A 14,901-nucleotide genomic window follows, 5' to 3' on the forward strand; every position below is an offset into this window, starting at 1 on the left:
CCACCGAACTTTCTCTTCATCTTAAAAATTTATAATCCCCAAGCGATGATCCAGATACCGTCAATGCCTTAATTCCATAATTAAGATTCCAATCGTCAGGAAGTGTATATGTAACTTTGATTGTTCCTGTATACTCAACCTTATTTCCATCTTTATCTGTTAAGTTGATTATTCCCGACAAGCCGTTATCACCAAACATATAATCAAGATAATTATGCACATATGGATCATCTGTAAAATCATGAAGTCCTTCTGCTGCGGTCTTAATATCTACAGAAACATTCGTTGCTGCACAACTTTTATCCAGTTCGACGGTAACGTCACCACTTTTTAATTTCTTAGTTGCAGATGCTGCAAAAACCTGTGTTAAAGGACTTGCACTTACTCCTAGTACAAGCATAGCAGCCATCAAAAATGCCATTACTGCCGAAACACATCTTTTTGTTGTTACTTTGACATTTACCATTATTCCTTTCTCCTCCTTAAATGTCTAATTATTGCGTTGTTAGATTACGACTAATTCCTGTTAATTATCTCTAACTTAAATGCAGTATCTGCCTGTTTTCCATATCTTTCGTGCAATATTGCACCATTATTTTGTACAGTCTATTTATAAAACAGCTTATAAAAAAGCAATGCCAGTGGTATATCCCGCCGGCATTGCTTTGTCTGTATCAGTTCGTTTTAAGTTTTTCTTTAATCTCATCTATATTATACTCTGGAGCCGAAGCTGTTACCGCATCATACATTGGCTTCATGTCATCCTCTTCTTCCTCAAGCTCAGATGCTATTATTGATAATGGCTTGCCCCTTTTAACTTTCTTTATAACAAGATTAATCTTAGCCAATTTTTCCCCTTCTTTTTTTCCCTCTTCCCTTCCTTCTTGTCTTCCTTCTTGTCTTCCTTCTTCCCTTCCTTCTTGTCTTCCTTCTTCCCTTCCTTTTTCTCTTCCTTCTTCTTTTGCTTCTTCAGCCAATATTTTTCTTACCTTTTCTTCATCATAATCATATATACTCACTTCAATTACCTCCGCTCTGTGCTCCTCAAAGAAATCAACAAGTATATCATCTTTCATACATTCATCCATTGCTGTCATTACTGCAGTCCTGATATCTATATTTTCAAAATCAGTCTTATATCTCACCTTTTCAACGAATGTCATGTAATCACGAAGACTCTTACATCTGTCAAGAATCGCTGCATCTCCATTAATATTTATAACACGTACTTTAAGTTCTATTTGTGGATTATTTACATAATTTTCAAACATATCAGATAATCGTATTATTTCCTCATTATCAATCCACTTTTCTCTGCCATTATAAAATGTTATAAAATGTGGAACCGGAAGCTTTATCATACTCCTTCTATGAAGCAAATCATTACTATACATTTCCCTGTATACGTCTGATAAATAGTGCAAAAATCTTAATGGCATATTGGGGTTTTTGCTTGACTGCTGTTCAAACATATATAAATTCATGCTAAGTAAAAATGACGCATCATTTTTATATTTCATATATGAGCCGCCGTTTAATGTTGTAACTTCCAAAGCATCCACATCTTCATAATTTGAATTGTTGAGTGCATTATACAATTCAAGAAGATTTTTCTTATCCCTGTAAATCATACAAAATACATTATCCTTAAACTTAACTGCTACATTGTCTTTCTTCTCTGCCATAGATATCCTCCTCTTCTTTGCAGGCTGATATCCGTGTGCACATATACTATTTTTATGTTTTTATAAGAGTATATTAGCATTAAAAAAAATCAAATACAAGCCTGCTTTATATAAATGTGTGTCACATGGGTAAAACTGAATGAACATTCAGCCCAAGATAAAAGAATCGTCTTCTTAATTCTTTTAATATATTAATATCACAATTTAATATACTTGTCAATACTACAAATGTATTTTTTATACAATAATACCAAGCTGTATTTATTATAGATTCTATCTATACATTTTTCTATTCTATATTAATACTGTAAATATGGCAGTTGACTCCGGCATGTGCATAAGTCCTACCGAACATTTCATTTTAAGGCATATACTCCCATGAAGAATCTGGTCAACGCCGCTTCCTCTATTCCTTTTTCCGTTAGTACCGGCTGTCTTGGCGATGTACGGCTCACAAGCCCTTCTTTTTCAAGTCCGTTAATTGTTCTGCTTATTGCATAATGTTCTTCTCCTAGCATTCTTGACATATTCATCACAGTACATGACTCACGCTCAAGCTGTAAAAATGCAAGCAGCACCCTTAATCTTAATATTTCTGCTGTATCAGACATATTTATCCACACTTTCCTTTTATATTTATATTCCAAATTAATATTATATTTCATATCTTCATTGTTTTATTAGTCTTATCTGACTCTAAAATATAATAATTTATTTTTTTTATAAATCCAATCATTTTGTTATAAAAATTGTGCAGTAAAATGATAAGTTTTTTCAGTATATAATTTTTTATACTTAAATTATATTTTAGATACTTTTTATATTTTAATTCTTGAAAAATCATTGTTTGTGAATTATACTGACCAATATAGTTATATCATGTATCCCCGCTTTTTATGGAATGGAACCAAAAGCTGCTTCCGAATTAGAACGTGAATTTAAAGGATCTGATCATAACGGAATCAAAAAAGCATAGAAGAAATCAATATTATAATTTCCAAAGGACAAAATTAACAAAAAGCCGTATTATTCCCGGATTTTATGTCAATCATAAAGACAGTGCTTTCTAAATGCACAATATCAAATGGATGATACATCTTTCATTCAAGAAGGAGAACTTATGGGGAATAATATGGAACTCGGATATGAAATGTTCTGCTATCAGTGTGAACAGACGGCCGGAGGCAAAGGCTGCACTAAACTTGGTGTATGCGGTAAAACTCCCGAAATAGCCGGTTTGCAGGATTTACTTATTTTTCAGATAAAGGGCATAAGCTGTTATGCAAAAACATTTATTGAACAAGAACAACACGTAGATAAATCAATCGTAACATTTATCGAAAACGCTCTTTTTACTACTCTTACAAATGTCAATTTCGATGCAGATGCTCATGTAAAATTGCTGCGTCAGTCACAGGAAATCAAAGAAACTTTAAAAAGCAGTGTCGGTGAAATAAACAATCCGACATATCATGCCACTTACAAACTTCCAAACGATAAAAATGAGATGCTAAAAGATGCCTATATCGCAGGCATTATGTATGATTCATCACTTGACCCCGATATACGTTCACTGAGACAGACTGTTGTATACGGTCTTAAAGGTATCAGTGCATACGGACATCAGGCACGCGAGCTCGGATTTTACAGCGATGAAGTTGACGATTTTTATATTACAGCTCTTGAAGCCGTAACAGATGACAGGCTTACAGTTGAAGACCTTATACGACTTACTATGCGTACAGGTGAAATGGCTGTTGAAATAATAAAACAGCTTGACGATGCCAACACATCTGTTTATGATAACCCCTCTCCTCACACCGTTAATGTGAATATCAAAAAAGGACCATTTATAATTATCTCCGGCCATGATTTAAAAGACCTTGAAATGTTATTAAAACAGACCGAAGGCACAGGAATAAATATATATACTCACGGTGAAATGCTTCCAAGCCACGGATATGCAGGATTAAAAAAATATCCTCATCTTATTGGCAATTTTGGTGGTGCATGGCAAGACCAGCAAAAAGAATTTGACAACTTACCCGGATGTATCATAATGACAACCAACTGCCTTATGCGTCCGAGAGACTCATATAAGGACAGAATTTATTCAACTAATGTTGTCGGCTGGGAAGGCGTAAAACACATTGAGAAAAAATCTGACGGTGAAAAGGACTTTTCTCCCGTTATAAGACAGGCACTTGAACTTGGAGGGTTTAAAGAAGATATTGAACCTCATAATATACTTGTCGGTTTTGGACATGAGGCGGTATTAAGCAACGCCCAGTCAATCGTAGATGCCGTAAAATCAGGTCATATAAGACACTTTTTCCTTATCGGAGGCTGTGACGGTGCAAGACCCGGACGTAATTATTATACAGAATTTGCAAAACTTGTTCCCAATGACTGTATTATCATGACTCTTGCATGCGGAAAATACCGTTTTAACAAGCTTGATTTCGGTGAAGCTGCAGGAATCCCTCGTCTGCTTGATATTGGTCAGTGTAACGATGCATATTCTGCTGTCCGGATTGCAACTGCACTCGCCGATGCTTTTGAAACAGACATAAACGGTCTTCCCCTGTCACTCATCATATCATGGTATGAACAGAAAGCCGTTGCCGACCTGCTGGCATTATTAAGTCTGGGTTTCAAAAATATATACCTTGGTCCGACGCTTCCGGCTTTCATAAGCCCAAATGTTCTTCAATATCTTACCGACACTTTTAACCTCAGGCTTATAAGCAATGCCGAAGATGATATAAAAACATGCCTGCGTCAGGCTGTATAAAATAAATCTGTATATTTTCTCCGTGCTACTGCAACTAGCAGAACTATAATCAGATGTATATTGTTTAATATGTATATTCCCACGGGTGCAATTTTCACATATTGGATTTATAATCCCAATGTGAAAATTGTGCCCGCGGGAAACCTTACTTACTAATTCACCGTATATCTATCTGATTTCATCTCCACTCTGAATTTTCATAAATATCAAGAAAACTTGAAATAAATTTCTTATTCTGCTTTTCTTCATCTGTTCCTACATTAGACTGCCAGCCATATGTCATATAATCATGATATGTTTTTTTGTTGAAGTCTTTTAATCCGAATTCATCTTTCAGACTCTGGATATCATCAGCATACATTTTTTCAAATGTCTTAAATGCTTTCGATGGATTTTTGAATACTGCATATCCGTTTGAATTTGCACCAATCGCAAAATCTTCACTTATGTCGGTAAATTTGCTGACATTGACATTACCTTTGATTCCATTTGTGCCTGCCGTATACTCCTGTGTATAATAATTTCTTGTATACACTTTTCTTGCGAAAAATGCGACGATGCATGCAGCAACAATAATAACAACAATCACAATTTTCTTTACATCAACTTTTTTCTTAGTTTTTGACTTCTTAAACTCTCTGTCTGAGTTTTTGCTGTTTGCTCCCATGTCCTCATACATATCCTTATTTGCCTGCATTCCCAGCAAATCCATACTGTTGTTTGAACTGTCATAATCTCCAAATGGCATATAATATATCCTCCTTATATTTAAAATTTTTCTTAAAGACCTGTATATTATAAATATTGCCGCCAAAAGTGCCGCCGCAATAAATATATATCTTATCAGCCAGTATTCATATACAAATTCCGGTATCGCATCAGCTTCATTTCCATCTGTATAATACATTCTCATAAAATCATACCCGGTAACATAATACCATTTCTTTCCGCATGTTAAATTTATGTTTTTATGATTGATAGTTCCGTTAAAAGAATATGTTTTCGTATCTGGATTATATTCAAGTGTAATACAATTATCAGACTGGACAAGTTTGTCCATAAACCTGTTACTCAAAATTGTATACAGCATCAATAATATTAAAAAAAGCACCACAATACTCATCGCAATTACAATCTTTATATTCTTTTTAACAAGTGACTTACGTTCCAATGAAAAAAGCCATTTTTCATAATCTGTATCTTTACTCTCATCAAGTATTTTCTGCTTTACCCAGTCATTTGCTTTAAGATTGGAAACAGATTTTTCGAGTTTTTCTTTTTTTAAATACTTTTCAATATCCATAATCAGACCTCCCTTAAAGACTTTTCTAATTTTTTTCTCGCCCGGTTCAGCCTTGTTGTCACATTGCCGACACTTATTTCAAGTAAATCAGCAATCTGTGCAACCGAATATTCTTCATAATAAAATAATTGTATTACAACCGAAAGGTCCTTTGGCAGTGCAAGCACTGCTTTTAATACAGCCTCACTGTTATCATCACTGTCACCTGTATTATCCTGTGCGACAGCCTCATCTGCAAACAATCTCAACTGCTCATCGTCATATATAACCTTTCTCTTCCAGCCGCTTGTAACAAGATTTTTACTTATATTAATCGCGACCCGCAAAAACCATGCTTTTTCGTGTTCATCATTTTTAAACAGCGGCTTTGCAATCAGATACTTTTCAAATGTCATCTGCAACACATCTTCCGCATCCTGATAATTTTTCAAATACATGAATGCAGTGCGAAAAACTCTGTCGCCATGTTTTTCGAGCAGACGTGCCGCCTGACTTTCATTTTCAGTTTTACTTTCGTTTTCCATATGTAGTGCTCCATATATTCATTGAAATGTAATTTATTATATCATTTTCCTTTCATAATAAATACAATCCACACCCGCAAAATGTAACACATTTTAATTTTATTTTTACAAAATTTTACATGACAGCTTTATGAAATACTTTTTTACCTTCCTTCAGTAATTATTCTGAAATAACTTTTTGTTATATTAAAAGGGCTGTCACACTAATGAAATGAAATTTCAAATCGTTAGTGCGGCAGCCCCTTATATTATACTTGCATTATGAATTTTTTTCCGCCATTCTCATAACTTCCTTCCATGCCGGCGAGAACAGATAATAACCTATCATTGCAAACATTCCAAAGCTGAAAGATATTGGGAAACACAACATTACCCATGTTCCATCAAAATATCTGTTAATAATATAGGCACTTGGAATTCTGACTGCCCAAAGCATAAGAATGTTAACAATTGTAGTATAACGCACCTTTCCAGTTCCGTTTACAATAGATATTATACAGTTAAAAATAGCAAAAAACCACTGTGAAAGCAACATGACAACTACATGTCTGCTCGCATACATCAATACCATTTCATCTGATGAAAAGAAACGGATTATAGGTTTATGTATCATTATAAAAAACAATCCAAAACCTAATGTAATCAGACCTGAACACAATGGAATCCTCCAGTGTCCCTCTTTAATTCTTGCATATTTCTTCGCACCATAATTCTGTCCTGAAAATGTAGTGGCTGCCGAAGACAATCCTGTAATTGCTATGTTAGAGCATCCCGTGATTCTTCCTGCTACTGCACCTCCGGCCATAAATATAGCACCCTGTGAATTATTAAATGTCTGTAATGCAACATGCCCTAATGAATAAAGCGAATTGTTAAGTCCAACAGGCAAACCAATAGCCAGAATATCTTTCATCATTGTACCAGAGAATCTTCTCGGCAAAAATGTAAACTGTATCTCCGGAAACTTCTTTCTTATATAAACAATACTTACAATCCATGAAATAAACATGGCAATACTTGTAGAAAGTGCAGCTCCGGCTACATCCATTCCAACCCCTGCAACAAACAATAAATCAAATACTACATTAGAAACACATGACACAACCAGAAACCATAACGAAGCCTTACTGTCTCCAAGTCCTCTTAAAATTCCGGCATTCATATTATAACCCAGATTACCAAGTGTACCTAAGAATACAACCCTTGTGTAGATTAATGCAGCATTCCACACATCCTGCGGCACTTTCATAAATTCCAGAATATACGGTGCTGCAAACCATCCAAGAATTCCAATCGGAATACCTATAATATATATAAATGTTATTGAAGTTCCACATACTGAAACAACCTTTTCCGATTCCTTAGCCCCGGTATATTGTGAAATAAGAATAGACACACCTGTTCCTATTCCTAAAAAAACACATAATAATACTTCAACCGGCTGTGAACTTGTTCCTACAGCAGCCAAAGATGTATCGCCACAGTATTTACCTATTACAATTGCATCAACCGTAGTATATAACTGCTGCAAAACATTTCCAATAATAATTGGTATCGCAAACAGTATAATATTTTTCATTATATGACCTGTTGTCATATCAATCTTACTTTTTTGTGTACCTGACATCTTTTGCTCCTTTTATAAAACAAAATTTCCATATCTATTATTTATAATAATACTGCAATAGAATTGCATTTTCTAGCGATTAATAGCATGGAATACAGAAAAATTGTCTGTAATATATTTATTTTATAATGCCTGTGAACTTATATCTTCTCGTATGCGATTCTCTCGTCACCATTTATAAGCTTAATAATACCGCATTTTTTAAATCCGTTTTTTTCAATCTGATGTTGCATTATTTTATTATCTTTATGCGTATCAATGCGAAGATGTGCTTTTTTTGCTGAACAGAAATCAACAGCTTTATTTAATACTCCTTTGATTTTTCCGTCGCTTGCAACCCTGTGTATGACACCGTACTCCTCATCCGAGAGCCACTGCCCGTTTTTTATCACCTCGTATGTCTCATCCTCACAGATGTCAAACATAAATACCGCATGAATTTGATTTTCCTCTTCAATTACATACATTTTCTTATTGTTTATGTCATTTTCAATCAGCTGTTCGGAAGGATAGTTTGTTCCCCACTGTGTCGGATTTCCGTTTTCAGCCATAAATTTTCTGGCATATGAATAAACATCTGTTATATTATTCAAATCTTCAGTCTTTGCAAGACGTATCATTATTATTTCTCCTTACCAACTCGTTTTTCAGGAATTAAAAATATCCAGATTATTGAACTTAACATAAGCATCATCGGATAAAAAAGCTTTGGCAATATCTGAAATGCCGATATACTGTATCCAAGCTCCGATACTGCCGATATTGCAACAAGCATCTGTGCACCATATGGTATAATTCCCTGGAATATACATGAAAAAGTATCAAGCAGTGACGCCGTCTTTCTCGGTGTTATTCCATAATTTTCTGCCATTTCCTTGGCTATAGGATTCGCCATGACAATCGCAACCGTATTATTGGCAGTTGCAATGTCCATAGTTCCCACAAGAAGTCCCATTCCAAGCTGTCCGGCTTTTTTACCTTTAAATACTTTTTTTATTCCATACAAAAGTGCATCAAAACCGCCGTATTCTCTTATCAGGGCACACATCGCCGATACGAGCACAGCAACCATGCATGTCTCAAACATTCCCGATACTCCCGAACCAATATTAGTTATAAGTCCTATGGCCGTTATCTGTCCGGTGAATGTCATAATAACCATTCCTGAAACAATACCTGTTATAAGAACAAGAAAAACATTAAATCCTGCTATACCTCCGATAAGTACAAGTAGATAAGGTATTATCTGAACAAGATTATAATCATTATACACTAGTCCGTTAATTTCTGTATTAAATGACATAATAAGAATAATAACAAGCGTTACAGCTGCTGCCGGAAATGCTATCAGGAAATTTTCCCTGAATTTATCTTTCATCCTGCAGCCTTGTCCGTTGCATGCAGCAATCGTAGTATCAGATATAAATGAAAGATTGTCACCAAACATTGCACCTCCCATAACAGATGCAACACATAACGGAAGCCCGAATCCTGACGCTGAAGAAACTGCTGCCGCAATAGGCGTAATAAGCGTGATTGTCCCTACGCTCGTTCCCATAGCTGTAGATACAAAACATGCAACTATAAAAAGCACTACAACTGAAAATCGTGCCGGTATAATCGAAAGCATAAAATATGCAACACTCTCAGCACTGCTTCTTCCTACAACTCCGACAAATACTCCTGCTGTAAGAAATATAAGAAGCATCGTGATAATATTTTTATCTGCCAGTCCGCCAGCCATAATCTCAAGTTTTTCGTCAAAAGACACAGCTCTGTTCTGTATACTTGCAACAAAGATTGATGCAAGAAATGCAACTATAATAGGAACATTATAGAATCCCATAGGGATTTTCATTATATATTCAAATGTTATACCAAGCCCCAGATATAACACCAAAAAAACTAATATAGGCAGTAAAGCCGATATTCTTCCCTTTTTCAAACAAAATCCTCCCATCTGCTCGTATCTATAAACTGCTCTGTAATTATACATTCAGGATTCGGTGCAAGAACATGTCTTGTTACTTCAAATATCTTTGCTGCATCACACAAAATACAATCTGCATCACCGAATTTCACTTCTTTTGCCGCATTGCAGTCGATGTAAGCCTGATTTAATTTTACAAAATCCTCAGATATATGTGGCTGATCCGGATTAAAATGTTTTCTTACATATACTTTTTTCTTACTGCCATCCGGCATTACAATATAAAGCTCCATCGGTTTGTCTGCAAGTCTGTTAGGAATATTTAAAACTTCTTCAACACTGTGAATAAAAGTATTTCTTTCATGTCCTACACCGACAAGCAGTATTTTTGCATTACGCTGCCTTAATCTGTCATAGCATCCACCAGGTGTGCAAGGTGTATTACAGTTTTCTTCGCCTACAAGGTACAAAGCTGCATCTTTTCCGATTCCTGCCATGCTGTGAGTTGGATGAAGTGAACGTACTACGTCATCTCTTTTCATAAATAAATTCGTAAGAATTCCAACGCACGACGGCGTTTCATACGGATTATATACAGGATTTTCACTGTTTACTGTTTTCCATGTATGTGTAGGAAAAAGCAACAATCCATTTTTAAAATAATCAATCAATACATCAAGTACGCCTTCCGCCCGGTCTTGTACATCGCCAATTGACCTCATTGACGAATGAATAAGAATTGTCTCATTGCCTGTAAGTCCCATATTTTTAAGCTGATTTTTTAAATCATTCTTTGTATACATAACTAATTTCCCATCTGTTTTAAACTTTCAAGCAGTTCGATGTCACTCTGCTGCACTTTTATATTTGATGTAAGCGGCTGTTCTCCCGGTCTTTGAACTGTTATTTCTATAATTGTTCCCTCTTCAATTCCTCTTGAAAACACTGCATTTAAAAATGCAGAAAACTTTGGGTGATTTGAAGTAAATTTATTTTTCGCACTCATTAATTTCATTATCGCTGCTGGATTCATTCCCATTTTCTTATCCTCTTTTCTATATTTTCTCTTTTTATTTTATAACCAGAACCCTGTCCGTATTATCTTCCTGAAAACTTTCTGTGTTCTTTTTTAAGCTCAGCAAATAACTCTTCTGGAGTCCAGAAAATATTATTCACTGTTAAAACCGCTTTATAATTAATAGGCTCAATACCATTTTTCTTGTATTCAGAAAGGAATTTATCAAGAAGCTCAGAATCTATTCCAGAAAATACCATCATCTCGTCTGAAAGACCTCTTCCAAGATATATTATGTTTACCATTCCAAAGCCTACAATTCCTGCAATTGCACCAAGTTTTTGGGCATAATCGCATCTATCCACACAAATTACACTTATGCCAAGACTTTCACACACTTTTTTAATATTATCCGCCTTAAAAATATTCACATCAAATAAAAGAAGCTTTGGCTGTGAAACTATATTATTTAAATTATCCATACATCGCTACCTCACATTCATAATTGTAAATTATATTATATCATATTTATATACTTTTTCAATCGTTTATTTTTATATAAAAAAGGACCTGCCACAAAAACAAGTCCTTCTCAATTTTATTATTATTAATTCTCATTCATCTTTGCAAGCTTTGCATTCTGGTCTGCTATAATACATGCATCGATAATCTCCTGAATGTCGCCATCCATAATTTTATCGAGTTTGTATAATGTAAGACCGATTCTGTGGTCTGTAACACGTCCCTGTGGGAAATTGTATGTTCTGATTTTCTCAGAACGGTCACCTGTACCAATCTGGCTTCTTCTTGCATCAGCTTCAGCATCATGTGCTTTCTGACATTCCATATCATATAATTTTGCACGCAGTAATGCAAAAGCTTTTTCCTTGTTCTGAATCTGTGATTTTTCAGTCTGTGAATAAATAACAATTCCTGTAGGATAATGAGTAAGACGAACCGCTGAGTCTGTTGTATTGACACACTGTCCACCATTTCCTGATGCACGCATTACATCAATACGTATATCTTTTTCATCAATCTTTATATCAACTTCTTCTGCTTCAGGCATAACAGCGACTGATGCTGTCGATGTATGGATACGTCCGCCTGATTCAGTCTCAGGAACTCTCTGCACTCTGTGAACACCACTCTCATATTTCATAACAGAATATGCACCCTGTCCTTTAACCATGAATTCTACTTCCTTCATGCCGCCAATTCCTGTTTCATCAGCATTGACCACTTCAATTTTCCAGCCTCTCGACTCAACATAGTGTGTATACATTCTGAAAAGTTCAGCTGCAAACAATGCTGCTTCGTCTCCGCCCGCACCGGCACGGATTTCAACAATAATATCTTTATCATCATTAGGGTCTTTAGGAAGAAGTAATATCTTTAATTCATTTTCAAGTTCTTCAACTCGTTTTTTTGATTCATTGAGCTCTTCTTTTGCAAGTTCAAGAAGTTCCTCATCGCTCTCTTCACTAAGCATTGCAAGACTGTCCTCAATATTTTTCTTACAGTCCTTGTATTCAGTAAATGCAGTAACAATCGGAAGAATATTATTCTGTTCTTTCATAAGCTTTCTGAATCTGTCCTGATCATTAACAACATCAGGATTGCTTAATTCAGCTGTAATATCTTCATATCTGTTTACTATATCTTCTAGTTTATCAAACATTTCCATATATTATCTCTCCATTTCTATATTACATCAGTTTTCCACACACAACACGGTCAAGTCCGGACAAATCTTTAATGACCGTCACTTCTGCAAACCCATTTTTGTGCATAATTTCGCTTACTGCCACTGCCTGAGAGCATCCAATCTCATACATGAGCCATCCACCACGTTTAAGATATCCGGCAGCCTGTTCAGTAATATTTCTGTAAAATTTCAAACCATCTTTATCGCCGTCCAGTGCCATCATTGGGTCAAAAAGACGCACTTCATCTGATAATGTCTCAATCTCATCAGTCTCAATATAAGGTGGATTTGACACTATCATATCAAATATCTCATCATCACTTACATTTTCAAACAAATCACTGTAAATAAATTCTATATCAGCATTATTTAATGATGCATTCTGTTTTGCCACCGAAAGTGCCTTTTCCGAATAATCAACAGCTACAGCCCTGTCTGCCATACATGACAGGAATATGCTTATTATAATGCATCCTGAACCTGTGCACATATCAAGCACATGTGCATTATTGACACCTTTAAGCCTTTTTAATGATTCTTCAACAAGAATTTCTGTATCGGGTCTGGGAACAAGCACATTTTTATTTACAATAAATTCGTGTCCATAAAAATATGCCTTTCCCAATATATGCTGAAGCGGCTCATGGCTGCATCTTCTTTGAACCATGTTCTCAAATTTTTCATGAACTTCGTTACTTATATCATCAGTCATATGCATAAGATAATCCGTTGTGCTCATGCCGGAAGCTTCCATAAACATCTGTTTGCTGTCATAAAGTGAATTTTCAATATTATTAAGATTTAACCTGACAGCTGCACTGTCTATTGCTTCTTTGTTGGTCATTCTGAATCTCTTTTCTTAAATATCGGAACATCATCAGCATTTTCTATTTCTTCGCCACTTTCCTGAGGCTCCTCAATCTCTATTCCACCAAGTTCATCTTCTTCTGTATCCTGCACATCTTCATCAGGCAGACTGTCTTCTGTCTGTGTATCATCCTCAATCTGCTCGCCGTCTTCTGATTCTATATCGTCTTCTAACTCTATACCATCTTCTGATCCATTAATGCCTGCATCAGACACATTTACAGATGACACCTCAGATGGAATTTCAGGTTCTTCTATTTTTATTCCTTCATCAGATGATACCTGTGCTGCTGCCTTTGCTACAGCTTCTGTCTGCTCTGACGGCTTAATCTTTCTTGTTTCTGAGTCTGCTGAAGTTGCATTAAGTTCAACCTGTTCTTTAATTTTATTATATCCTCTTGCTGCTGCTTCATCAGCAAGAGCCTGTTCAGATGCCTTTACAGCTTCATTTCTTGCTTCTTCGCTCTCTAAATCTGCATAATATTCATCAAGAAATGCTCTCCAGTCAAAGACAGCTTCAACCGCTGCAATTGCAACTTCTGCCATATCACGGTCAGGCTCTCTTGTTGTAAGTTTCTGCATCCATAAACCCGGCTTGCTTATTACATTAATGAATGCATTATCACTTCTTCCTGCCCATCTTAATACCTCATAAGATACACCTGCAATCACAGGAATAAGAAGAAGTCGTATAACAAGCTGTAATATCGTATTATCTACACGGATGAAAATAAAAAATATAATACTTATAAACATTACAAGAAACATAAAACTTGTTCCGCATCTTTTATGCAGTCTTGAACTGTTCATAACATTATCAACAGTAAGCGGAGCACCATGCTCTATACAGTTAATGCATTTGTGTTCTGCCCCATGATACATAAATGTTCTTTTTATATCATTCATATGCGAAATTGCAACAAGATACAAAAGAAAAATAACCACTCTCACAATACCCTCCAAAAAGTTAAGCAGGAACTGTGATGTAACAACTCCGGCAAGAAGCCTTGATACAAAATAAGGAACAACCATAAAAAGACCTACTGCCAATGCTACAGATATAATAATTGTAACTGCCATAAGCACTGATTCAAGTTTATCTTTAAAAATGGCTTTTCCTATTTCATCAGCCTTTGTCTTTTTCTGTTCTGCCGGATCATCATAAAATGATGCTGAATATGTAATTGTAGAAACTCCTGTTACAAGTGAATCAACAAAGTTAAATACACCCCTGATAACAGGAAAATTAAGCCATTTGTATTTTTCAGTTAAAAGTCTGCTCTCTCTTACAGAAAGCTCAATTTCATTGTCAGGCTTTCTCACTGCTATTGCGTATTTATCTTTATTACGCATCATTATTCCTTCAATAACAGCCTGGCCACCAATACCGGAAGTCTTCATATATTCTCTCCATAACAAAAAAGGCTGAGGCATACAGCCTCAACCTT

The 14,901-nt window shown here is 35.5% G+C and carries 15 protein-coding genes; 1 reads left to right on the forward strand and 14 read right to left on the reverse strand.

Going from position 1 to position 14,901, the window contains the following annotated elements; translation table 11 throughout:
• Nucleotides 1-16: 16 nt before the first annotated feature.
• The 3 genes from H8S01_RS04340 to H8S01_RS04350 form a co-directional block, all read right to left on the reverse strand.
• Nucleotides 17-466: a hypothetical protein gene (locus tag H8S01_RS04340; protein ID WP_186836298.1), complete on the reverse strand. Its 450-nt coding sequence runs from the start codon at nt 464-466 to the stop codon at nt 17-19.
• A 208-nt stretch (nt 467-674) separates the two neighbouring features.
• Complete coding sequence (locus H8S01_RS04345; protein ID WP_186836299.1) at nt 675-1,685, reverse strand: hypothetical protein; 1,011 nt, start codon at nt 1,683-1,685, stop codon at nt 675-677.
• A 356-nt stretch (nt 1,686-2,041) separates the two neighbouring features.
• On the reverse strand, nt 2,042-2,296 hold the full coding sequence (locus tag H8S01_RS04350) for a MarR family transcriptional regulator (RefSeq protein ID WP_186836300.1): 255 nt from the start codon (nt 2,294-2,296) through the stop codon (nt 2,042-2,044).
• A 509-nt stretch (nt 2,297-2,805) separates the two neighbouring features.
• On the opposite strand from H8S01_RS04350, the gene hcp reads away from it, so the two are divergent.
• A complete protein-coding gene (gene hcp, locus H8S01_RS04355) occupies nt 2,806-4,479 on the forward strand; it encodes a hydroxylamine reductase (RefSeq protein ID WP_186836301.1) in 1,674 nt (557 codons plus the stop codon).
• Nucleotides 4,480-4,657: 178 nt separating this feature from the next.
• On the opposite strand, the gene H8S01_RS04360 is transcribed toward hcp, so the two are convergent.
• The 11 genes from H8S01_RS04360 to H8S01_RS04410 all read right to left on the reverse strand — a co-directional run bounded on the left by H8S01_RS04360 (nt 4,658) and on the right by H8S01_RS04410 (nt 14,854).
• Nucleotides 4,658-5,782 (reverse strand): hypothetical protein, encoded by a 1,125-nt coding sequence (locus H8S01_RS04360; protein ID WP_186836302.1) that lies wholly within the window; start codon nt 5,780-5,782, stop codon nt 4,658-4,660.
• A gap of 2 nt (nt 5,783-5,784) precedes the next feature.
• Entirely contained in the window at nt 5,785-6,306 is a 522-nt protein-coding gene (locus H8S01_RS04365) for an RNA polymerase sigma factor (protein ID WP_186836303.1), read from the reverse strand.
• A 259-nt stretch (nt 6,307-6,565) separates the two neighbouring features.
• Nucleotides 6,566-7,933: an MATE family efflux transporter gene (locus tag H8S01_RS04370; protein ID WP_186836304.1), complete on the reverse strand. Its 1,368-nt coding sequence runs from the start codon at nt 7,931-7,933 to the stop codon at nt 6,566-6,568.
• A 140-nt stretch (nt 7,934-8,073) separates the two neighbouring features.
• Nucleotides 8,074-8,553 (reverse strand): N-acetyltransferase, encoded by a 480-nt coding sequence (locus H8S01_RS04375; RefSeq protein ID WP_186836305.1) that lies wholly within the window; start codon nt 8,551-8,553, stop codon nt 8,074-8,076.
• Nucleotides 8,554-8,555: 2 nt separating this feature from the next.
• Complete coding sequence (locus tag H8S01_RS04380; RefSeq protein ID WP_186836348.1) at nt 8,556-9,893, reverse strand: Na+/H+ antiporter NhaC family protein; 1,338 nt, start codon at nt 9,891-9,893, stop codon at nt 8,556-8,558.
• Nucleotides 9,875-10,666 carry an AAC(3) family N-acetyltransferase gene (locus H8S01_RS04385; protein WP_186836306.1) on the reverse strand — a complete coding sequence of 264 codons (792 nt, stop codon included), beginning with the start codon at nt 10,664-10,666 and terminating at the stop codon, nt 9,875-9,877. The genes H8S01_RS04380 and H8S01_RS04385 overlap by 19 nt, the downstream gene beginning before the upstream one ends.
• Before the next feature lie 2 nt (nt 10,667-10,668).
• Complete coding sequence (locus tag H8S01_RS04390) at nt 10,669-10,896, reverse strand: hypothetical protein (protein WP_243204208.1); 228 nt, start codon at nt 10,894-10,896, stop codon at nt 10,669-10,671.
• 65 nt (nt 10,897-10,961) lie between these two features.
• Nucleotides 10,962-11,360 carry a DUF3783 domain-containing protein gene (locus H8S01_RS04395; protein WP_186836307.1) on the reverse strand — a complete coding sequence of 133 codons (399 nt, stop codon included), beginning with the start codon at nt 11,358-11,360 and terminating at the stop codon, nt 10,962-10,964.
• Nucleotides 11,361-11,485: 125 nt separating this feature from the next.
• Nucleotides 11,486-12,559, reverse strand: coding sequence for a peptide chain release factor 1 (prfA, locus tag H8S01_RS04400; protein WP_186836350.1), 1,074 nt, complete (start codon nt 12,557-12,559; stop codon nt 11,486-11,488).
• Nucleotides 12,560-12,587: 28 nt separating this feature from the next.
• Nucleotides 12,588-13,430, reverse strand: coding sequence for a peptide chain release factor N(5)-glutamine methyltransferase (prmC, locus tag H8S01_RS04405; protein ID WP_186836308.1), 843 nt, complete (start codon nt 13,428-13,430; stop codon nt 12,588-12,590).
• Nucleotides 13,427-14,854, reverse strand: coding sequence for a DUF1385 domain-containing protein (locus tag H8S01_RS04410; protein WP_186836309.1), 1,428 nt, complete (start codon nt 14,852-14,854; stop codon nt 13,427-13,429). The genes prmC and H8S01_RS04410 overlap by 4 nt, the downstream gene beginning before the upstream one ends.
• Nucleotides 14,855-14,901: the final 47 nt, after the last annotated feature.

Origin of the sequence: Lachnospira hominis (ex Liu et al. 2021) (assembly GCF_014287955.1) — a bacterium.
Classification (GTDB): domain Bacteria; phylum Bacillota; class Clostridia; order Lachnospirales; family Lachnospiraceae; genus Lachnospira; species Lachnospira hominis.